The sequence below is a fragment of the Pseudomonas sp. MF06569 genome, assembly GCF_059862735.1.
Map to the genome: position 1 here is coordinate 1 of NZ_JCBCUZ010000003.1, position 20,846 is coordinate 20,846.

Here is a 20,846-nt window from a genome sequence, read left to right on the forward strand (position 1 = left end):
CAGTTTTTCCGCGAGGGTGCCCTGAGGGGTGAACTCCAGCTCAAGCTCGCCGGCCAGGTACTGGCGTTCGAACTCTTTGTTCTCACCCACATAGGAAGAAATCATTTTGCGGATCTGACGCGTCGTCAGCAGTTGCCCCAACCCGAAACCGTCGACCCCGGCGTTGTTACTGATGACCGTCAGCTCGCGCTTGCCGGTGTCACGCAAGGCCGCAATCAGCGCCTCTGGAATCCCGCACAATCCGAAACCGCCCACTGCCAGGGTCATGCCGTCTTCGACCAGCCCCTGCAAAGCGGATTCAGCACTCGAGTAAATCTTGTTCACTTGTTATTCCTCGAATTCCCCACGACACACCACTCCATCGCGGTCTGTTTGCTTTAGTCGAGAGAGGACAAACACGTTGGCAGTCGCCCGCTCCCCGATTCTGGCTGCTTTGGCGTGTAGCCAAAGCGTCGCTCAAGTGTAGGGCAGCCGACGCAGGAAGGGTTGATTGAAAGAAATAACCAGAAAGGATGTAGCCGTTCAGCCTCCACTCAACTGCTTTGGCTTAGGGTTATTCACCCGTGGCCGTAGGAGGTTTAACCAAGCGATAACAATTTAACTACAAAATACGTAGCTCGCTAACTTTAAACCCGCGAGCTAGACGTATATAACTGCCTGCTGCCATCAAATGGCCCAGAGGGGAAAAACTTCACTCGCCATATGGCTTGAGCCTACTAGACTCCCTCTCGGATATCGCCGCAGATTCGCAGTGTCGGGCTTAAACGCAACATATCCAGCCCGGTGTCGACCCAGGATTCAGCTTCGTTGTAAAGATCGAAGCTGTTGGGAACCAGCAGCCATTGTCCGAGAATTCCGTCGATATAGGCATGCAGACAGATAGCAGCACGGCGTGCATCCAGATTATCAGGGAGTTGTTGACGGTGAATGGCATTGCTCAGGGCAAGCTCGATCCTGCTGTTGCAATCGACCATCGCTACCTGGCGCTGAGCCCGTAAATCACACATTTCGTCAGTGAATTCGCACTTATGGAACAAAATTTCATTGATACGCCGGGTTTTCGGATCAATGGCAACTTGGCGAAACAAATGAATCAACAGTTGGCGCATGCAGCCAAGTGGATCAACCTCGTTCTCGCTTTCACTGGCCTTGGCCATCTCATCCAACGGCTCATGCAGGCTGTCGAGCATGGCTTGGACCAGCTCTGCCTTGTTGCTGAAGTGCCAGTAAATTGCACCACGGGTAACGCCCGCCAGCGCGGCAATATCTGCCAGCGTCGTGCGTGCAACACCTCGCTCATAAAAGGCCTGCTCGGCCGCTTCGAGGATTTTGCTCCGGGTTTCAAGCGCTTCTTCTTTGGTACGACGCACCATGGCAATTACAACCTCAATCAGGAGGATCCGGGCCGTTGCGATCACTCGTCCGGACCAACATCGGGTGGCGTTTGTTGTGCCTTATCCCGGTCTACTACAGGCTTGAAAAGGGATCCTGTAATGCCTGGCGAGACAGTGCCCCGCTATTTACAAACAGACATGAATGTAAGTATATTCCTTAGCAAGCTACTTATCCACCCGGAACAGCTTTCTTTACCCTTCCACTATTCTTGTGCGCTTTCGCGTGCCTGACCCGAGGATTTTCATGCAATTCAAGCCAGCTGTTACCGCTCTGGTTGCTGCCATCGCCCTAGCTTCGCTGCTCAGCGGATGCAAAAAGGAAGAGGCAGCACCTGCCCCGCAAATCCCTCAGGTCGGCGTCGTCACGCTGAAAACCCAGCCTTTTACCTTGACCACCGACCTGCCAGGCCGCACCGCGTCTTATCGCTCGGCAGAAGTTCGCCCCCAGGTAAATGGCATCATCCTCAAGCGCCTCTTTAAAGAAGGCAGCGATGTCAAAATCGGCCAGCAGCTGTATCAAATCGATCCGGCGATCTATGAAAGCGCCGTACTGAGCGCCCGTGCCACGTTGCAATCGGCCAAATCCCTGGCTGATCGCTACAAGCAATTGGTCGCCGAGCAAGCTGTCAGCCGCCAGGAATATGACAACGCCCAAGCTGCACGCCTCGAAGCCGAAGCCGCGCTGAACACGGCCCAGGTCAACCTGCGCTACACCAAGGTTCTGGCTCCGCTGACCGGTCGTATTGGTCGTTCGCTGTTCACTGAAGGCGCACTGGTGACCAGTGGCCAGGCAAACGCATTGGCAGTGATCACCCAACTGGACCCGATTTACGTCGACGTCACCCAGTCCTCGGTCGAGATGCTCGAACTGCGCCGCGATCTGGCCAGCGGCCGCCTGAAGAAAGCCGGTGACAACGCCGCCAAGGTCAAGCTGACCCTTCCAGATGGCAGCGAGTATCCGCAAGAAGGTCGCCTTGAGTTCTCCGAAGTCTCGGTCGATGAAGCCACTGGCTCCGTGACCTTGCGCGCCGTGTTCCCGAACCCTGACGAAACCCTGCTGCCGGGCATGTTTGTCCACGCGCAACTGGAAGCAGGCATCGACAGCAATGCGATCCTGGCGCCTCAGATCGGCGTGACCCACAACCTCAAGGGCCAGCCAACGGCTTTGATCGTAGGTCCCGACAACAAGGTTGAAATGCGTGTACTGCAAGCTTCACGCACAGTCGGCAGCGACTGGCTGGTTGAGAAAGGCCTGAACCCGGGCGACCGTTTGATTACCGACGGCCTGCAGTTCATCAAGCCTGGCATTGAAGTCAAGATCATGGACAAGCCACAAGGCGAAACCCCGGCATCTGCCCCGGCAACAGAAAAAGCTGCAGGCAGTAAAGGGGAGTAAACCATGTCGAAATTTTTTATCGACCGTCCGATTTTCGCCTGGGTAATTGCCCTGGTGATCATGCTGGTCGGGGCTCTATCGATTCTCAAACTGCCGATCAACCAATACCCGAGCATTGCGCCACCGGCCATCTCGATCTCCGTGACCTACCCGGGCGCTTCGGCGCAAACCGTGCAGGACACCGTGGTTCAGGTGATCGAGCAACAGCTCAACGGTATTGACCACCTGCGATATGTGTCGTCTGAAAGCAACTCCGACGGCAGCATGAGCATCACCGCCACCTTCGAGCAAGGTACAGACCCTGACACCGCTCAGGTTCAAGTACAGAACAAGCTCAATCTGGCGACCCCACTGCTGCCTCAAGAGGTTCAGCAGCAAGGTATCCGTGTGACCAAGGCGGTTAAAAACTTCCTGATGGTCATCGGCGTGGTGTCCGAAGACGGCAGCATGAACAAGGACGACTTGTCGAACTACATCGTCTCCAACATGCAGGACCCGATTTCCCGTACCGAAGGTGTGGGCGACTTTCAGGTGTTCGGTGCCCAGTACGCCATGCGTATCTGGCTCGACCCGGCCAAGCTGAACAAATACAACCTGACCCCGGTGGACGTTAAATCCGCCATCAGCGCGCAGAACGTACAGGTGTCCTCCGGGCAACTGGGCGGCCTGCCTGCCGTCAAAGGTCAGGAGCTGAACGCAACCATCATCGGTAAAACCCGCCTGCAAACCGCCGAGCAGTTCAAAAAGATCCTGCTCAAGGTCAACTCCGACGGTTCCCAGGTTCGCCTGAGCGATGTGGCCGAGGTTGGGCTGGGTGGTGAGAACTACAGCATCAGCGCACAGTTCAACGGCAAGCCGTCTTCGGGTCTGGCGATCAAGCTGGCGCCGGGTTCCAACGCTCTGGACACCGCAAAAGCACTGCACAAGACCATCGAAGACCTGGAACCGTTCTTTCCGCAAGGCATGAAAGTCGTTTACCCGTATGACACCACGCCAGTGGTCTCCGCATCGATCAAGGGTGTTGTTGAAACCCTGGTGGAAGCCGTCGTACTGGTGTTCCTGGTGATGTTCCTGTTCCTGCAGAACTTCCGCGCCACCATCATCACCACGATGACGGTGCCCGTTGTATTGCTCGGTACGTTCGGCATCCTGGCCGCTGCAGGTTTCAGCATCAACACCCTGACCATGTTCGGCATGGTCCTGGCCATCGGCTTGCTGGTGGACGATGCGATTGTGGTGGTGGAAAACGTCGAGCGGGTAATGGCCGAAGAAGGCCTGCCGCCCAAGGAAGCCACCAAGAAATCCATGGAGCAGATCCAGGGTGCCCTGGTGGGTATCGCCCTGGTGCTGTCGGCGGTACTGCTGCCAATGGCCTTCTTCAGCGGCTCCACCGGTGTGATTTACAAACAGTTCTCGATCACGATCGTTTCGGCGATGGCCCTGTCGGTGCTGGTTGCATTGATCTTCACCCCGGCGCTGTGCGCCACCATGCTCAAGCCTATCCAGAAGGGTGATCACGGTGAGAACAAGCGCGGATTCTTCGGCTGGTTCAACCGCACTTTCGACAGTGGCGTCAAACGCTACGAGAAAGGTGTCGGCAGCATCCTGCGCCACAAGGCTCCGTACCTGCTGGCTTACGTACTGATCGTGGTCGGCATGGTGTTCCTGTTTACCCGTATTCCTACTTCATTCCTTCCGGAAGAAGACCAGGGCGTACTGTTTGCGCAGGTACAAACCCCCGCGGGCACCACGGCAGAACGCACTCAGGATGTGATCGACAGGATGCGTGAGTACCTGTTGAAAGACGAGTCGGGAGCGGTGTCTTCCGTGTTCACCGTAAACGGCTTCAACTTCGCCGGTCGCGGTCAAAGCTCGGGCCTTGCGTTCATCATGCTCAAGCCCTGGGGCGAGCGAGATGCGGACAACAGCGTGTTTGCACTGGCTGCCCGTGCTCAGGCGCACTTCTCTACCTTCCGCGACGCAATGGTGTTCGCCTTTGCTCCGCCGGCCGTTATGGAATTGGGTAACGCCACCGGTTTTGACGTTTACCTGCAAGACCGCTCCGGTATCGGTCACGAGAAGCTGATGGCCGCCCGTAACCAGTTCCTGGGGATGGCTGCACAAAGCAAGATCCTGGCAGGCGTACGTCCGAACGGCTTGAACGATGAGCCGCAGTACCAACTGGAAATCGACGATGAAGCCGCACGCGCCCTGGGCGTCGAGCTGAGCGACATCAACAACACGCTCTCGATCGGCCTGGGTGCCAGCTACGTCAACGACTTCATCGACCACGGCCGTGTGAAGAAGGTGTTCCTGCAAGGTGCAGCGGACTCGCGGATGAACCCGGAAGACCTGAAGAAGTGGTTCGTGCGTAACAGCGAAGGGACCATGGTGCCGTTCTCGGCATTCGCCAAAGGCAAATGGATCTACGGCCCTCCGAAGCTGTCGCGCTATAACGGCGTAGAAGCGATGGAAATCCTCGGTTCTCCGGCGCCTGGTTACAGCAGCGGTCAAGCCATGGCCGAAGTCGAAGCCCTGGCGAAAAAACTGCCGCCAGGTGTGGGTATTTCCTGGACGGGGCTGTCATTTGAGGAACGTCTGTCAGGTTCGCAAGCACCTGCCCTGTACGCAATCTCCTTGCTGATGGTGTTCTTGTGCCTTGCCGCACTGTACGAAAGCTGGTCGATCCCGATTGCAGTCATGCTCGTTGTGCCTCTGGGGATTATCGGTGCACTGATGGCTACCAGCCTGCGAGGGTTGTCCAACGACGTGTACTTCCAGGTGGGCTTGCTCACGACCATCGGTCTGGCATCGAAAAACGCCATTCTGATCGTCGAGTTTGCCAAGGAGCTGCATGAACAAGGACGAACATTGACGGAGGCTGCGATCGAAGCGTGCCGCATGCGTCTGCGTCCGATCATCATGACCTCGCTGGCGTTTGTACTGGGTGTGATCCCCCTGGCCATTTCCACGGGCGCAGGTTCGGGCAGCCAGCACGCTATTGGTACCGGTGTTATCGGTGGCATGATCACCGCTACCGTGCTGGCCGTGTTCTGGGTACCGCTGTTCTTTGTGGCCGTATCGTCCATTGGCAGCAAAAAAGAGTCGAAGACGAAAGTGGATCTGACTAAAACTCCAAACCAAGAGGCTGGCCAATGAGCAAGTCGCTTCTCGCAGTAGCTGTCGCAGCGTTCACGCTGGGCGGCTGCTCGCTGATCCCCGACTACCAGCGCCCTGAAGCGCCGGTAGCGGCGCAATACCCGCAAGGCCCGGCCTACTCGCCAACCGAGGCGGCCAACAAGGCCGCTGCAGAACAAGGCTGGCGTCAGTTTTTCCATGACCCGGCACTGCAGCAACTGATTCAAACCGCGCTGGTGAACAACCGCGACCTGCGGGTCGCGGCGCTGAACATTGACGCCTATGCCGCGCAGTACCGCATTCAACGTGCCGATCTGTTCCCGGCCGTCTCGGCCACTGCCAGCGGCAGCCGACAGCGCACTCCGGCGCGCATGTCGCAAACCGGCGAATCGGGGATCACCAGCAGTTATTCGGCGACCCTTGGGGTCAGCGCGTATGAGCTGGACTTGTTCGGACGGGTTCGCAGCCTGAGCGATCAGGCTCTGCAGAACTACTTTGCAACCGAAGAAGCCCGACGCAGCACCCAGATCAGTCTGGTCGCCAGTGTCGCCAATGCCTACCTGACCTGGCAGGCTGACAAAGAGCTGCTGAAACTGACCGAAGACACGCTCAAGACGTTCGATGAGAGCTACAAGCTCACCTTGCGCAGCAATGAAGTGGGTGTGGCCTCGGCACTGGATGTGAGCCAGTCCCGTACCTCGGTGGAAAACGCCAAGGTCCAGCTGGCCAGGTACACCCGTCAGGTGGCTCAGGATCAGAACAGCCTGGCACTGCTGCTTGGCACCACCATCCCGGACAACCTGCCGGCCGCCAAGCCGCTGGCAGCCGACCTGTTGAGCGAAGTACCTGCTGGCTTGCCATCAGACTTGCTGCAGCGTCGTCCGGACATCCTCGAAGCCGAGCACAAGCTGTTGGCGGCCAACGCCAACATCGGCGCGGCACGGGCTGCGTTCTTCCCCAGCATCAGCCTCACGGCCAATGCCGGGACCTTGAGCCCTGACCTGTCGGGGCTGTTCAAGGGTGGTTCGGGCACCTGGCTGTTTTCGCCGCAGATCAACCTGCCGATCTTTAACGCAGGGGCTTTGCGCGCCAGCCTGGACTACTCGAAGATCCAGAAGGAAATCACCGTTTCTCAGTATGAGAAAACGATCCAGACCGCCTTCCAGGAAGTCTCTGACGGCCTGGCTGCGCGTCAGACCTACAACCAGCAGTTGCAGGCACAAACCGATTTCGTCAACGCCAACCAGGATTACTACCGGTTAGCCGAACGTCGTTATCGGATTGGGATCGACAGCAACCTGACGTTCCTTGATGCCCAGCGCTCGTTGTTCAGCGCCCAGCAATCACTGATAACCGATCGTCTTTCGCAGCTGACCAGTGAAGTCACGCTGTACAAGGCATTGGGTGGCGGCTGGTTCGAACAGACCGGGCAAGACCGCCCTGTTTCGGATCAGCCACCGAAGGCTTGATGCGTAACGGTTAAACAACAAACCCGCCAATAGGCGGGTTTGTTGTTTATGACCCTTGTGGGAGCGGGCTTGCTCGCGATGGCATCACCTCGGTTCGCCTGGCAAACCGTGAAGCTCGCTCCCCCATGAATCGATTACACCCGCGACTCGACCCCCAACTCATCCCACACCGACTCGGCCAGGTGGAACGTCGCATTGGCCGCCGGAATACCACAGTAGATGGCGCTCTGCATGATCACTTCCTTGATCTCGGCGCGGCTCACGCCATTGTTGGCCGCAGCACGCAAATGCAGTTTCAGCTCTTCATTGCGGTTCATGCCGATCAGCATGGCGATGGTGATCAGGCTGCGGGTATGGCGCGGCAAACCCGGACGGGTCCAGATGTCACCCCAGGCATGGCGGGTGATCATTTCCTGGAACTCGCTGTTGAACTCGGTCAGGGCGTTGAGGCTGCGATCGACATGGGCATCACCCAACACTGCCCGGCGTACTTGCATGCCTTCGTCGTAACGTTGTTTCTCGTCCACAAAAAGCTCCTCAGACCGCTGACAAAAATTGCAGCACGCGCTGGCTGAACGCATCGCCCGCCTGCACGTTGGACAGGTGCGCGGCATAAAATTCGGCGTACTGCGCGCCTCGCACCTGCTCCTGAATGAAATGGCTGCCGGCAGGCGGCGTGACCGCATCTTCAGTGCCCGCAATCACCAGCATGGGCACCTCTATGGCACCCAGCTGATCGCGAAAGTCTGCATCGCGCACAGCGGCACAGTTGGCGGCGTAACCCTGTGGCGAGGTCGCGGCGAGCATGTCGGTTATACGCTTGGCCTGCCCGGGATTGGCCTGGGCAAAATCAGGGGTAAACCAGCGTGCAATCGAGGCGTCACGCAGCCCGGCCATCGCCTGTGCGCCGTCTCGCAAGACCATTTCGATTCGCGGGTTCCATACCGAAGGCTCGCCAATTTTGGCAGCGGTGTTGCACACCACCAGCTTGTGCAAGCGATTACCGGCATTGATCCCCAGCCATTGACCAATCAACCCCCCCATCGACAGCCCGCAAAAGTGCGCCCGTTCGATATGCAGTGCATCCAGCAGTGCCAGAACGTCGCCGCCCAACTGCTCGATACTGTAAGGGCCCTCGGTCACCAGAGACTGGCCATGACCACGGGTGTCGTAACGCACTACCTGGAAATGCTCGGCGAATGCCGGAATCTGCGTATCCCACATCCCCAGATCAGTCCCCAGGGAATTGGACAACACCAGCACCGGCGCGCCTTGCGGACCGTCCAGCCGGTAGTTGAGTTCACCTTCAGCGAGTTGTACACGTCCCACGAGCTTCTCCTTTAGAGGACCAACGCAAAATGTTCAGCCCGCGCACGCTCGACCCACGTCGTCGCCTGGCCAAGGTAATGGGCCGGATCGAGCAAGCGATCCAGTTCGTCTGCACTCAGGTGTGCGGTGATTTGCGGCTCATCGCCCAATACCGCTCGCAAGTGACGCTGTTGGGCCACTGCACGCTTGCAACACTGCTCCAGCAGATGGTGCGCCGTTTCGCGCCCTACCCTCTGGGCCAGCACGATGCTCACCGCTTCGGCCAGCACCAGCCCGTGGGTCAGGTCAAGATTGCGCGCCATGCGCTCGCGGTCCACTTCCAGCCCTTGGGCAATGTTCAAGGCCTGTACCAGCGCACCGGACACCACGCAGCAAATTTCAGGCAGGGTTTCCCACTCGGCATGCCACAGTCCCAGGCTGCGTTCGTGCTCCTGGGGCATGGCGCTGTACAGGATGCTGAGCAGCCCCGGCACCCGTGTCGCGGCGCTGATCAACACCGCAGAGCCCACGGGGTTGCGCTTGTGGGGCATGGTCGAAGAACCGCCCTTGCCCGGCGCCGACGGCTCAAACACTTCAGCGGCCTCGGTTTGCATCAGCAGGCTGATATCCCGGCCTATCTTGCCAAGACCACCGGCGATCAAACCTAGAACCGCACCGAACTCCACCAGACGATCTCGCTGGGTATGCCAGGGTTGCTCAGGCAGGTTGAGCCCCAACTCGTTGGCCAGCGCCTGTGCCACCGGCATCCCCTGGTCGCCCAGGGCCGCCAGGGTGCCCGAGGCGCCACCAAATTGCAGGCACAGCAAACGCGGCTTCAGTTCATGAAGGCGTTGGCGGTTGCGGGTAACGGCGCCCAACCAACTGGCGATCTTCATCCCCAGTGTGACCGGCGTAGCCTGTTGCAGCCATGTACGCCCTGCCAAAGGCGTAGCGACATACCGCTGAGCCTGCTCGGCGAGGATATCCGCCAATTGCGTCAGGTCGCGCTCGATCAGCCCCAGTGCAGCACGCAGTTGCAGCACCAGCCCGGTGTCCATGATGTCCTGGCTGGTGGCGCCCAAGTGCACATAACGCTCGGCCTCGGGCGCGGTACTGGCAATCTGTTTCCCCAGGGCTTTGACCAGGGGGATCGCCGAATTCCCGGCACTGGCGATCGCCAGGCCCAGGGCCTCGAAGTCGTAGAGTTCAGCGCGACACGCCGCTGTAATCGGCGCGAGCGCAGCGTGAGGAATCACCCCGACCCCGGCCTGCGCCCGGGCCAGGGCCGCTTCGACGTCGAGCATGGCCTGGACCCGGCCTTGGTCGCTAAAGACCTCGCCCATGGCCTTGGCCGTAAAGTACGCATCGAAAAGCTGATGACTCATAAACCTTCCTTAGAAAGCGCGCGCCACCGATGGCGCGCGCGGGTACATCACAGATCGTGGTGCAGGTACTTGGGCTGCTTGGGCAAGCGGAAGCTGAACAGGAAAGCAATGGCCATCATGACCGTCACATACCAGTAGAAGCTGTTTTCCATGCCCATCGACTTGAGCCCCAACGCCACATATTCCGCCGATCCACCAAAGATCGCGTTGGCCACCGCATACGCCAGCCCCACACCCAACGCACGCACCTGCGGCGGGAACATCTCGGCTTTGACCAGGCCGCTGATCGAGGTGTAGAAGCTGACAATCGCCAGCGCCAACGTAATCAGCACAAAGGCCAGAAACGGGCTGCTGATGGTTTTCAGGGTCAGCAGGATCGGTACCGTACACAGCGTACCCAACGCACCAAACCAGAGCATGTTGTTACGTCGACCGATCTTGTCCGCCAGCATGCCGAACAGCGGCTGCATGCACATATAAAGAAAGAGCGCGCCGGTCATGATGTAACTGGCGGTTTTGGCATGCATGCCAGCCGTATTGACCAGGTACTTCTGCATATAGGTGGTAAAGGTGTAGAAAATCAGCGAGCCGCCAGCGGTGTAACCCAGCACGGTAATGAACGCCGCTTTATGGTCGCGGAACAACGCCCTCACACTGCCAGCATCCTTGTCCTGACGAGTTTCGGCGCTGGTGGTTTCTTTAAGGGTGCGACGCAGCATCAACGAAATCAGCGCTGCAATGGCACCGATTACAAACGGTACGCGCCAGCCCCAGGCCCGCAGTTCATCTTCTGACAGGAACTGTTGAAGAATCACCACGACCAGTACAGCCAGCAACTGGCCGCCGATCAGCGTTACATACTGAAAAGAGGCAAAGAAGCCACGCTGGCCCTTGAGCGCCACTTCACTCATATAAGTCGCCGTGGTCCCGTACTCGCCCCCCACCGACAGCCCCTGAAACAGTCGCGCCATCAACAGCAGGGCCGGCGCCCAGGCCCCGATCGAGGCGTAGGTAGGCAAACAGGCAATCACCAGCGAGCCGGCGCACATCATCAGCACCGAGATCATCATTGAATTCTTTCGCCCGTGCTTGTCGGCGACCCGGCCAAACAGCCAGCCGCCGATGGGACGCATCAGAAAACCGGCCGCAAACACACCGGCGGTGTTGAGCAACTGCACCGTGGGGTCATCTGAAGGGAAAAAAGCAGGCGCAAAGTAAATCGCGCAGAAGGCGTAAACGTAAAAGTCGAACCATTCGACAAGGTTGCCGGAAGACGCACCGACAATCGCAAAGATCCTTTTTTTACGTTCCTCTCCTGTGTAGTGAGTTTCTGTTGTCATGTTTATTTACTCATCAGGTTTTAGTTGCAATCAGACACACCTTGCAACATATAGCGCCGCAACCGCAATAAGCCGAACGACTGAGGCTGCAGTCGTCCGGCTTTGACTCCAGCGCTATCAGACCCGCTCTATCGCCAATGCCAGACCTTGCCCAACACCCACGCACATGGTGGCCAGGCCTTTCTTGCCGCCGGTTTTTTCCAACTGATGCAGGGCGGTCATCACAATTCGTGCCCCGCTCATGCCCAGCGGGTGGCCCAGGGCAATTGCCCCGCCGTTGGGGTTAACCTGCGGCGCGTCGTCAGCCAGGCCCAATTCCCGCAATACGGCCAGGCCTTGGCTGGCGAACGCTTCGTTGAGTTCGATCACATCAAAATCGCTGACCGCCAGACCCAGGCGCTCAACCAGCTTGCGTACCGCAGGCACCGGGCCGATCCCCATGACACGCGGCGCCACACCGGCGCTGGCCATGCCCAGGACTCGGGCGCGAGCGGTCAGGCCATGACGCTTGACCGCCTCGGCCGACGCCAGAATCAGCGCCGCCGCACCGTCGTTTACCCCCGAGGCATTGCCCGCAGTGACGGTCTTGTCCGGGCCGTTGACCGGTTTGAGTTTGCCCAGTGTTTCGAGGCTGGTATCCGCACGGGGATGTTCATCATGCTCAACGATGGTTTCGCCCTTTTTATGGGCGATACGTACCGGCACGATTTCTTCGGCGAAGTAACCTGCAGCCTGGGCAGCCGCAGTCCGTTGCTGGCTGCGCAGGGCAAAAGCGTCCTGGTCGGAGCGGGAAATGTTGTACTCGTCGGCCACGTTGTCCGCCGTCTGTGGCATCGGATCGACACCGTACTGGGCTTTCATCAGCGGGTTGATAAAGCGCCAGCCGATGGTCGTGTCTTCCAGCTTCATGTTGCGCGAGAACGCCGCATCGGCCTTGCCCATCACAAAGGGCGCTCGTGACATGGACTCAACGCCTCCGGCAATCGCCAGCTCCATTTCACCACTGGCAATGGCGCGGAACGCCGTACCGATGGCATCCATGCCCGAGGCACACAGGCGGTTGAGCGTGACGCCGGGAATGGTTGGCGCCAGCCCGGCCAGCAACGCAGCCATGCGGGCCACGTTGCGATTGTCTTCACCGGCCTGGTTGGCGCAGCCGAAAAACACTTCGTCGACTTCGTCCCATTTCACGCCAGGGTTGCGCTCGATCAGTGCCTTGATTGGTACTGCAGCCAGGTCATCCGCACGAACCGTTGCCAGGCCACCGCCAAAACGGCCAATGGGGGTGCGAATCGCGTCACAGATAAAGACTTCACGCATCACGCTTCTCCCGGTGCCTGGCCGTGGGCCAGTGCAGTGCGTGCTTCCAGATCGCGCAAGGCCGTCAGCTCCACGTCGGTCGGTGCCGCCGTCTGCTGCACGTTATCGGCAAAACGAATGGCCCAGCCGGTGGCCGCGATGACTTGCTCGCGGGTCACACCCGGGTGCAGCGCAGTGACCACGAATTCGTTGGTCTGCTCTTCAGGTTCCATGGTGCACAGGTCAGTGATGATCCCGACAGGACCGGCACCTGGCAGGCCCAGACGCTTGCGCGAGTCGCCGCCTTCGCCATGACCGACCGAGGTGATGAAGTCCAGCTTGTCGACAAGTGAACGGGCCGACTGCTTGAGGATAATCAGCACGCTTTTCGCCGACCCGGCGATTTCCGGCGCACCACCTGCACCTGGCAGGCGCACTTTTGGCTGGTGATAGTCGCCGACCACTGTGGTGTTGATATTGCCGAAGCGGTCGACCTGGGCCGCGCCCAGAAAGCCCACATCGACCCGGCCGCCTTGCAGCCAGTAACGGAAGATTTCGCTGGTGGATACGACCGTGTCCGCGGTTTCAGCCAGTTCACCGTCACCAATCGACAGCGGCAGTACATCCGGTTTGGCACCAATCGGGCCGGATTCGTAGATCAGCACCACATCAGGCGATGAAGTCAGGCGTGCCAGGTTGGCCGCCTTGGAAGGCAGGCCGATCCCGACAAAACACACAGAACCGTTTTTCAAGCGGCGAGCAGCGGCGACGGTCATCATTTCGTTGGTGGAGTAAGTCATTATTTTGCCTCCGAAGCGCGGGCCAGCTTGGCCTGGAACTCGCTGAAATTCGCAGTGCCGTGGATGTATTCGTTAATCCAGGCTGTAAAGGTCTCGCGGTCGCGGGCGATAGGGTCCCACGCCTGATAGAAACGGTTATCGCGCTCGGTATAACCGTGAGCGTAGGAAGGATGCGCACCACCCGGGACATGGCATACCGCGCTAAGTGCCCAGGTTGGCAATACACAGGCGTTCATCGGGGCTTGCAGGTCATCAACGATTTCTTCAACCGTGACGATGCAGCGCTTGGCCGCCAACGCCGCTTCTTTCTGTACACCCAAAATGCCCCACAGCAGCACGTTGCCTTTGCGGTCAGCCTTTTGCGCATGAATCACCGTCACGTCCGGGCGTACCGCCGGCACAGCGGCCAGGACTTCACCCGTAAACGGGCAAGTCACCGTCTTGATCAGCGGGTTGACCTTGGGCAGATCAGAACCGGCGTAGGCGCGCAGCACGGCAAACGGCAGGCCCGAGGCACCCGCCACGTAGGCGTTGGCCAGGTCGGCATGGCTGTGCTCTTCGATTTCCAGCGGCTGCGGCCACTGCTTTTCAACGGCATCACGCAGACGGTGCAGCGAACCAACGCCCGGATTACCACCCCAGGAAAAGATCAATTTTCGTGCACAACCGGCGCCGATCAACTGGTCGTAAACCAGGTCAGGTGTCATCCGCACCAGGGTCAGGTCTTTCTTGCCCTGGCGGATGATTTCATGACCCGCTGCAGTCGGGATAAGGTGGGTGAAACCTTCAAGGGCAACGGTGTCGCCATCGCTCACAAATTGTTTCACCGCGTCGTGTAAGGATATTATCTCTGCCATCTGGGGTAGCTCCCGTTTTTTGTAAGCCACTGCGGTTGTAGAAGGTGCGCCAGCGCGACACCGGATGTTCAGCAGATTAAGCCGCAGCTTTCGCCCAAACAATCCGATAATCGACTATGTGTTCGTTAATCGAACACATAGTTAGCACGACAACGATCAGGTTGCGTCCGCACGGCTGACCATGCCCTTGATCAGTACCGCAGCGGTGGCCAGGGCCGCTGGAATCACCAGGGCGGTCAGCACTTGCTCGAAGTTCCAGCCCAGTCCCAGCAGCGTCGCGCCCATCCAGGCCCCCAGAATGGCACCGAAGCGGCCAATGCCAAGCATCCAGGACACCCCCGTGGCGCGGCCTTGGGTCGGGTAGAAACGTGCAGCCAAAGAAGGCATTGCCGATTGCGCACCATTCACACACATACCGGCCACCAGCACCAGGGTGGCGAGCAGGGTGATGTTGCCCAGGCTCTGGCCCACAGCGTAGGCAAACACCCCGGCCAGCAGGTAGAAAATACCGATCACCTTGTGCGGATTGAATCGGTCCATCGCCCAACCCACTCCCACCGCACTCAGTACCCCGCCGAACTGGAACAGTGCGCCAATGAATGCCGCCTGCTCCATGCTTGCGCCACTGTCACGCATCAACGTCGGTAGCCAGCTGGTGAGCAGATACACAATCACCAGCCCCATGAAATAGGTGAGCCACAGCAACAAGGTGCCCGTGCTGTAGGTGCCGGAAAAAATCACCGCAAACACGTTGCGGGCCTTGACGGTCTTTTGCTCCGGCACACTGAAGCTTGCAGCTTGAGCCACAACTGCCGGGTTGATCGGGGCCAAGGCTTTGCGCACGAGCTCAATACTGCGATTGCGTACGACCAGAAAACGCGCGGATTCAGGCAACCACACAACTAAAACCAGGGTCAGGATCAGCGGCAACACCCCGCCGATCAGCAGCAGGCTGTGCCAGCCATACATAGGGATCAGCTTGGCCGAGACAAACCCGCCTGCGGCCATGCCCAGGTTGAAGCCGCAGAACATGCCGGTCACCAGCAAGGACTTGTGGCGTTCAGGGGTGTACTCCGACAGCAACGTGGTGGCATTGGGCATCCCGGCCCCCAGGCCCAAACCGGTCAAGAACCGCAATACCAGCAATTGATCCACGTTGGTGCTGTAGGCCGACGCCAGGCTGAACCCGCCAAAAACCAGTACCGCTACCACCAGCACCACTTTGCGGCCAAAACGGTCCGCCAGCGGCCCCGAACCCAACGCACCAAACACCATGCCGATCAGGGCGGCACTCATGACCGGCCCCAGGCTGGCGCGGTCTATGCCCCAGTCCTGAGACAGCGCCGGTGCAATAAAGCCCATTGCAGCGGTGTCCAGACCATCGAGGAAAACAATCAGAAAACACAGGATCACGACGCGCCACTGGTAGCGTGACAAGGGTTGAGCATTGATGAAGGACTGCACATCAAGGCAGTTGCCGACGGGAGACTGGGGTGAATTCATTATTTTTATACCGAGTAAAAACCAGGGCGAACAAAAACCGGCCAGAGGCTGGCGGCTCACACTAAAAACTATCGGGGGATCAGCGAATCTTCGGGCGACTGCGCAGTGACTGCGTCAATGACGGACAGATGGGGGTGCTCATGGCGTGTAGCCTCTTCATTATTATTTTGGCCAGGTGCTGAAGAACGCGCAGCGAACTTCGAACGGGGCGCTGAGGCGACATTAAGCAGCGCACTGCCAGCACGCAATTCGATAAACGCTTAAGTGTGCGTTTATCGAACGCTTAGTAGCCGCTGCATCAACTGAACAGCTGGGTACTCAGCTCGCGGCTGGCGCTGAGCATGATCGGCAAAAAGCGCTGTTCAAGCTCGGTGCGAGTGACGCGACCCGCGTGGGTGCTGACGTTCAAGGCTGCCAGAACCTGCCCTGAAGCGTCATACACCGGCACGGCAATCGAGCGCAGGCCTTGCTCCAGTTCTTGATCGACCACACACCAGCCTTGTTCCCGCACTTGCTGCAAACATTCAAGCAAGGCCTCGGGTGTGTGCAGGGTACGGCTGGTTTTAGCCTGGAACTCACCGTGGGCCAGGTATTCGTGCAGCGTCACATCATCCAGCGCTGCCAGCAGGATGCGTCCCATCGAGGTGCAATAGGCAGGCAGACGGCCACCTACCGACAGATCTACCGAGATCAGACGCTGGGTCGTGGCCGAGCGGGCGATATAGAGGATGTCATCGCCTTCGAGGGTCGCCATGTTGCACGCCTCGTGCAATTGCTCGCTCATGCGGTCCAGATACGGCTGGGCCGTTACCGCCAGCGGCGTCGACGACAGATAGGCATGACCCAGGGTCAGCACTTTGGGCAGCAGGGAATAAGTTCGGCCATCGGTGGTCGCATAACCGAGCTTGATCAGGGTGTACAGGCAGCGGCGCACTGCGGCCCGCGGGATTTCAGTGCGATGGCTGATCTGCGCAATGGTCAGATGCCGCTTGCGCTCCTGAAACGCCTGCACGACCGCCAGGCCCCGGGCCAGCGATGACATGAAGTCAGGATCACCGGTAAACGCCTGAATACGCTTGGCCGGTGACGCCACAATCGGTGGCGCGATACTGGCTACACCATTGCGCAGTTGATCATTCATTCCCAACCCCCCAGCTTCAGCTATTTATAGTTATGGTACGCCGGGCGATTATCGAACCGTTGGCCGATAATCGCAATCTCAACCCTCAAGACCGTTCCGACGACAGCCCATAGTTAGCCCGTGATCCTTGCACCCACCTTTAATTGAAATCAAGCGCCCTGCTAAACAGTCGGATCAATGATAGAAAACGTCTGTTTTATATGTATTCAGGTTAAGTTCAGCCACCGGGTTAAATAACTTGATGGGCCAACTACTCGGGCACCGTATTAATAGAGTGTCTCGACGCAGGTGTTCGATTATTTATAACACCTCATTCACTTGGAAGTTGACGGGCGTAAAGTTATTCGGCGATAGTAGTGGCACTCCTCAGCCCTTGAGGGCAGGAAGAGATTGAGAGTACAAGGTCAAGCCTGTGCGGAAGATTGGATCCAAGCAACTCGTTGAGTTCAATAGGTACTCGCGGCTCAACCGTAAAGTGCATCGTGTGTTGTTTCCCTTTGGGGTGAACACTTACCAACGGCGGCGTTCATGTTTTAGTTGATGACGTAGCCGCGTGCATGGCGTGGTGTATTTAAGCGTGACGTTATTAATAGGCACTTGCCTTATGGTCTATCATTCGTCATATGAATCAACCTCCCGGCACGGTGATTCACCAGGTTTAATCTCAACTCAATTAGGTAACACAGTGACGAAAGACGAACTGCGCGCAGAACTTGAGCGTCAGGAACAACGTTTCAAGGATGTTTATGGTGGTGAAGTGACGACCTACGCAGCTCAGTCAGAGCCCGGGCGTAAACCTTGGCGCAAACGTGCCAGTCTGCTCGACCAGGCTTTCTCCCAAGAAATCCAGAAAATTGAAAAAGAACTCAAAGCAGAAGAGCCATGACCTGCGCCTGAAAATCAGCACAGGCAACCCTAGACTGCCCCTTGCGCACCCGCCATTTGCATGAGCGGATGTGGCTGTTGGCTATGCCAGAGCCCAAACCGATCCTGCAACCACGTCTGATTTGATAAATTTCATGTAGCCGAATCAGACCTGCGCAAGCGCATGAGCGTGCCCCTCGAACCCCCCTATAGCCTTTGGTATCAGTGGTTTGAGGGAAGTTTCCTACGCTCATTTGCGGAAGACCTTTACGAGCTTTTTCATTTATAGATGTTACCAACGGGCAGCTAGTGCATTGATTAGCGGGGTTTTCTGGCATAATCCGCCCCCCTTTATGACCGTGTCAGAAAACCTTCATGATCGATCTATTAAGCGGATTGGACGCCTGGGTTCTTATCAGCCTCTTCTTCGCCCTAGCCTTTGTTCTCGCGTTTGAGTTCATCAACGGCTTTCATGACACCGCGAACGCGGTTGCGACAGTCATCTACACCAAAGCCATGCCGCCTCACCTGGCGGTGTTCTTTTCCGGTGTATTCAACTTCCTCGGCGTTCTGCTGGGCGGGGTCGGCGTGGCATATGCCATCGTCCACCTGCTGCCGGTAGAGCTGCTGGTCAATGTAAACACCGGACATGGCCTGGCCATGGTGTTCTCATTGCTTGCAGCGGCCATCACCTGGAACCTCGGGACCTGGTATTTCGGGATTCCGGCGTCAAGCTCTCACACCCTGATCGGTTCGATCCTGGGCGTAGGCCTGGCCAATGCCCTGATCAGCGGCATTCCGGTAAGTGAAGGGGTTAACTGGCAGAAGGCGATCGACATTGGCGCCTCGCTGGTGTTCTCGCCAATGGCCGGTTTCCTGGTTGCAGGCCTGGTGTTGATTGCCCTGAAGTGGTGGCGTCCTGCATCCAAGATGCACAAGACCCCGGAACAACGCCGCAAGCTGGACGACAAAAAGCACCCGCCCTTCTGGAACCGCCTGGTTCTGGTGATCTCGGCCATGGCCGTAAGCTTCGTTCACGGCTCCAACGATGGCCAGAAAGGCATCGGCCTGATCATGCTGGTTCTGATCGGCATCGTGCCAAGCGCTTTCGTTCTGGACTTGAACAGCACCACCTACCAGATCGAGCGTACTCGCGACGCCACCTTGCACCTGAGCCAGTTCTACGAGCGTAACAACGCTTCGCTGGCCGAGTTCCTGGCGCTGGGCAAAAGCGTCAAAGGCGACCTCCCGGATCAGTTCAGCTGCAACCCGCAGCAGACCGAACCGACCATCGCGGCTCTGTTGACCTCGCTTAAAGGCGTGGCGGACTACCACTCGATTCCAGCTGAAAAACGTATCGAGATCCGCCGCTACCTGCTTTGCCTGGATGACACCGCGAAAAAAGTCAGCAAATTGCCAGCCCTTGATTCCCGCGAAAAAGCGGACCTCGAAAAACTGCGTAAAGACCTGACCGCCACCACAGAATACGCCCCGTTCTGGGTCATTCTGGCTGTCGCACTGGCCTTGGGCCTGGGCACAATGGTTGGCTGGAAACGCGTGGTTAAAACCATCGGCGAGAAGATCGGCAAGCAAGGCATGACCTATGCCCAGGGCATGGCGGCTCAGATCACCACTGCCTTTGCCATCGGTATGGCCAACATCTTCGCCCTGCCTGTATCGACGACACACATTCTGTCGTCGGGTGTGGCGGGCACGATGGTCGCCAACAAAAGCGGCCTGCAAGGCGGCACGATCAAGACCATCCTGATGGCGTGGGTGTTGACCTTACCGGCCACCATCGCTCTGTCTGCGACGCTATTCTGGCTGGCTTCCAAAGCACTCGCCTGATTCTGCGCCGAACAAAAAAGGTACGTCCCTTGCGGGCCGTACCTTTTTTTATGCCTGCTCCCGCAGTCATCCTCCAGGAGAAGGTCTTTTTACAGGCAAAAAAATAGGCGACCGAAGTCGCCCAAAATGCCTTGCGTGCTCATGCTCCGTTAAGACTCGGCGCTATTTGCGCTTCTGGGAGTCTTTCCAGATAAAAATGCCCAGACCTGCGAAAAACAAAACCATGAGGCCGACGGTAAGAACTCCGGCGATAACCACATTATCGAGAAACATGACGGCCTCCTGCGCAAGTCTGATTGTTTGTCTGTTGAAGCTAGATTAACCACTCGCGCAGGCGCACAACTTGACCGGGATCAATAGTGATCCACGGCCAGCTGTCAATTGAGGGGCTTGGTTGACTCAGATCATCGAAAACGGGCAGTTCAGCGCTTTTTCGGTTTTTTCTTCGGCTTTTTCGCAGCTTTTGCCAACGGCATTGCCTGTTCGAACGCATTGCGCACTTCGTTCAAGCGCTTTTCATTGAGGTCGTGGACCCGCTTGGCGCGCTCGGCGCCCAGATCGACCAGTTTGGTGTCTTGGCTCATAAAAAATCAGACCACTGTCAGTGTGTTTCAGTACGCCAATAATGCGATGCAAGCTCAGCGCTGACCAGAAAAAACCTCCTACACCTTGATATCGACCCACAACCCCTGACGCTGCATGCCATCAATCACGGGCGCTACCGGCGCACTGTCATCAGCGTTTTCTTGCGCCGCGCCTTCCTGTTCCCGCGCTTCACGACGACGCTTGTCATGCTGACGTTGTTGCTCCTGGCGCAACAGCAGCGTGGTCTGATCGGCATCGCTGTTCTTCAGGTCAATTGCACATTCACTGGAACTGGCTTGCGCAGGTGCAACGGGGGGGATCTCGGGGCGAGGACGTACAGGGTCCTGTCCGGAGGTCACGGGTACAACGCCAAGGGGCAAGATGGACGGCAACATGGTGATTGTTCTCCTGTCTTCAGGCTGTCGGCGACAACCCGTCGAGGTGAGCCGTTCGTCGATAACTGCCGGGGCTTCTTTTGTGCCGGGCAGCTTTTTATGAGAGTCCTTTGGACTGGGGCCA

19 protein-coding genes are annotated in these 20,846 nt (G+C 58.1%); 5 read left to right on the plus strand and 14 right to left on the minus strand.

Going from position 1 to position 20,846, the window contains the following annotated elements; genetic code table 11:
* Positions 1–324: CoA transferase subunit A (locus AC19YQ_RS04030; protein WP_500594635.1), on the minus strand; the 324-nt coding region annotated here is incomplete at its 3' end.
* Positions 325–716: 392 nt separating this feature from the next.
* Positions 717–1,373, minus strand: a complete 657-nt coding sequence (locus tag AC19YQ_RS04035) for a TetR family transcriptional regulator (RefSeq protein WP_339473716.1) — start codon at positions 1,371–1,373, stop codon at positions 717–719.
* 265 nt (positions 1,374–1,638) lie between these two features.
* Between AC19YQ_RS04035 and AC19YQ_RS04040 the strand changes: the two genes are divergently transcribed.
* Genes AC19YQ_RS04040 through AC19YQ_RS04050 form a run of 3 tightly spaced genes read left to right on the plus strand, consistent with a single transcriptional unit; the run spans position 1,639 to position 7,397 of the window.
* Positions 1,639–2,790 carry an efflux RND transporter periplasmic adaptor subunit gene (locus AC19YQ_RS04040; RefSeq protein ID WP_219260780.1) on the plus strand — a complete coding sequence of 384 codons (1,152 nt, stop codon included), beginning with the start codon at positions 1,639–1,641 and terminating at the stop codon, positions 2,788–2,790.
* Positions 2,791–2,793: 3 nt separating this feature from the next.
* Positions 2,794–5,949 (plus strand): efflux RND transporter permease subunit, encoded by a 3,156-nt coding sequence (locus AC19YQ_RS04045; protein WP_339473714.1) that lies wholly within the window; start codon positions 2,794–2,796, stop codon positions 5,947–5,949.
* Entirely contained in the window at positions 5,946–7,397 is a 1,452-nt protein-coding gene (locus AC19YQ_RS04050; RefSeq protein ID WP_133075832.1) for an AdeC/AdeK/OprM family multidrug efflux complex outer membrane factor, read from the plus strand. Before AC19YQ_RS04045 ends, AC19YQ_RS04050 begins: the two co-directional genes overlap by 4 nt.
* 134 nt (positions 7,398–7,531) lie before the next feature.
* Here the strand turns inward: AC19YQ_RS04050 and pcaC are convergent, their stop codons facing one another.
* The 9 genes from pcaC to pcaR form a co-directional block, all read right to left on the minus strand.
* Entirely contained in the window at positions 7,532–7,924 is a 393-nt protein-coding gene (gene pcaC / locus AC19YQ_RS04055; RefSeq protein WP_133075833.1) for a 4-carboxymuconolactone decarboxylase, read from the minus strand.
* Positions 7,925–7,934: 10 nt separating this feature from the next.
* Positions 7,935–8,726 (minus strand): 3-oxoadipate enol-lactonase, encoded by a 792-nt coding sequence (gene pcaD / locus AC19YQ_RS04060; RefSeq protein ID WP_339473712.1) that lies wholly within the window; start codon positions 8,724–8,726, stop codon positions 7,935–7,937.
* An 11-nt stretch (positions 8,727–8,737) separates the two neighbouring features.
* A complete protein-coding gene (locus AC19YQ_RS04065) occupies positions 8,738–10,090 on the minus strand; it encodes a 3-carboxy-cis,cis-muconate cycloisomerase (protein ID WP_500594636.1) in 1,353 nt (450 codons plus the stop codon).
* A gap of 47 nt (positions 10,091–10,137) precedes the next feature.
* A complete protein-coding gene (locus tag AC19YQ_RS04070) occupies positions 10,138–11,430 on the minus strand; it encodes an MFS family transporter (RefSeq protein WP_019827869.1) in 1,293 nt (430 codons plus the stop codon).
* A 117-nt stretch (positions 11,431–11,547) separates the two neighbouring features.
* Positions 11,548–12,753: a 3-oxoadipyl-CoA thiolase gene (gene pcaF / locus AC19YQ_RS04075; protein WP_500594637.1), complete on the minus strand. Its 1,206-nt coding sequence runs from the start codon at positions 12,751–12,753 to the stop codon at positions 11,548–11,550.
* Positions 12,750–13,532, minus strand: a complete 783-nt coding sequence (locus AC19YQ_RS04080; RefSeq protein WP_500594733.1) for a CoA-transferase subunit beta — start codon at positions 13,530–13,532, stop codon at positions 12,750–12,752. Before AC19YQ_RS04080 ends, pcaF begins: the two co-directional genes overlap by 4 nt.
* The gene (locus AC19YQ_RS04085; protein WP_133075838.1) at positions 13,529–14,386 is read right to left on the minus strand and encodes a CoA transferase subunit A; all 858 of its coding nucleotides are present in this window, start codon (positions 14,384–14,386) and stop codon (positions 13,529–13,531) included. Before AC19YQ_RS04085 ends, AC19YQ_RS04080 begins: the two co-directional genes overlap by 4 nt.
* Positions 14,387–14,542: 156 nt before the next feature.
* A complete protein-coding gene (gene pcaK / locus AC19YQ_RS04090; protein WP_500594638.1) occupies positions 14,543–15,889 on the minus strand; it encodes a 4-hydroxybenzoate transporter PcaK in 1,347 nt (448 codons plus the stop codon).
* 298 nt (positions 15,890–16,187) lie between these two features.
* The gene (gene pcaR, locus AC19YQ_RS04095; protein WP_019827874.1) at positions 16,188–17,030 is read right to left on the minus strand and encodes a pca regulon transcriptional regulator PcaR; all 843 of its coding nucleotides are present in this window, start codon (positions 17,028–17,030) and stop codon (positions 16,188–16,190) included.
* A gap of 685 nt (positions 17,031–17,715) precedes the next feature.
* Between pcaR and AC19YQ_RS04100 the strand changes: the two genes are divergently transcribed.
* Together AC19YQ_RS04100 and AC19YQ_RS04105 are read left to right on the plus strand one after the other, a co-directional pair.
* The gene (locus AC19YQ_RS04100; protein ID WP_133075840.1) at positions 17,716–17,916 is read left to right on the plus strand and encodes a hypothetical protein; all 201 of its coding nucleotides are present in this window, start codon (positions 17,716–17,718) and stop codon (positions 17,914–17,916) included.
* A gap of 353 nt (positions 17,917–18,269) precedes the next feature.
* The gene (locus tag AC19YQ_RS04105) at positions 18,270–19,742 is read left to right on the plus strand and encodes an inorganic phosphate transporter (RefSeq protein ID WP_133075841.1); all 1,473 of its coding nucleotides are present in this window, start codon (positions 18,270–18,272) and stop codon (positions 19,740–19,742) included.
* 162 nt (positions 19,743–19,904) lie between these two features.
* Here the strand turns inward: AC19YQ_RS04105 and ccoM are convergent, their stop codons facing one another.
* The 3 genes from ccoM to AC19YQ_RS04120 form a co-directional block, all read right to left on the minus strand.
* A complete protein-coding gene (gene ccoM / locus AC19YQ_RS04110) occupies positions 19,905–20,015 on the minus strand; it encodes a cytochrome c oxidase subunit CcoM (RefSeq protein ID WP_016779744.1) in 111 nt (36 codons plus the stop codon).
* A gap of 149 nt (positions 20,016–20,164) precedes the next feature.
* Positions 20,165–20,326, minus strand: a complete 162-nt coding sequence (locus AC19YQ_RS04115; RefSeq protein ID WP_219260784.1) for a hypothetical protein — start codon at positions 20,324–20,326, stop codon at positions 20,165–20,167.
* Positions 20,327–20,404: 78 nt separating this feature from the next.
* Entirely contained in the window at positions 20,405–20,722 is a 318-nt protein-coding gene (locus tag AC19YQ_RS04120; RefSeq protein ID WP_500594640.1) for an aspartate-semialdehyde dehydrogenase, read from the minus strand.
* Positions 20,723–20,846: the final 124 nt, after the last annotated feature.

What these genes read in the sequence shown, in the direction of transcription:
- AC19YQ_RS04070 (WP_019827869.1), bottom strand. Translation starts at nt 11,430, where the DNA reads ATGACAACAGAAACTCACTACACAGGAGAGGAACGTAAAAAAAGGATC.
- AC19YQ_RS04040 (WP_219260780.1), top strand. Translation starts at nt 1,639, where the DNA reads ATGCAATTCAAGCCAGCTGTTACCGCTCTGGTTGCTGCCATCGCCCTA.
- AC19YQ_RS04050 (WP_133075832.1), top strand. Translation starts at nt 5,946, where the DNA reads ATGAGCAAGTCGCTTCTCGCAGTAGCTGTCGCAGCGTTCACGCTGGGC.
- ccoM (WP_016779744.1), bottom strand. Translation starts at nt 20,015, where the DNA reads ATGTTTCTCGATAATGTGGTTATCGCCGGAGTTCTTACCGTCGGCCTC.
- AC19YQ_RS04045 (WP_339473714.1), top strand. Translation starts at nt 2,794, where the DNA reads ATGTCGAAATTTTTTATCGACCGTCCGATTTTCGCCTGGGTAATTGCC.
- pcaR (WP_019827874.1), bottom strand. Translation starts at nt 17,030, where the DNA reads ATGAATGATCAACTGCGCAATGGTGTAGCCAGTATCGCGCCACCGATT.
- pcaK (WP_500594638.1), bottom strand. Translation starts at nt 15,889, where the DNA reads ATGAATTCACCCCAGTCTCCCGTCGGCAACTGCCTTGATGTGCAGTCC.
- AC19YQ_RS04120 (WP_500594640.1), bottom strand. Translation starts at nt 20,722, where the DNA reads ATGTTGCCGTCCATCTTGCCCCTTGGCGTTGTACCCGTGACCTCCGGA.
- AC19YQ_RS04065 (WP_500594636.1), bottom strand. Translation starts at nt 10,090, where the DNA reads ATGAGTCATCAGCTTTTCGATGCGTACTTTACGGCCAAGGCCATGGGC.
- AC19YQ_RS04085 (WP_133075838.1), bottom strand. Translation starts at nt 14,386, where the DNA reads ATGGCAGAGATAATATCCTTACACGACGCGGTGAAACAATTTGTGAGC.
- AC19YQ_RS04105 (WP_133075841.1), top strand. Translation starts at nt 18,270, where the DNA reads ATGATCGATCTATTAAGCGGATTGGACGCCTGGGTTCTTATCAGCCTC.
- AC19YQ_RS04035 (WP_339473716.1), bottom strand. Translation starts at nt 1,373, where the DNA reads ATGGTGCGTCGTACCAAAGAAGAAGCGCTTGAAACCCGGAGCAAAATC.
- AC19YQ_RS04115 (WP_219260784.1), bottom strand. Translation starts at nt 20,326, where the DNA reads ATGAGCCAAGACACCAAACTGGTCGATCTGGGCGCCGAGCGCGCCAAG.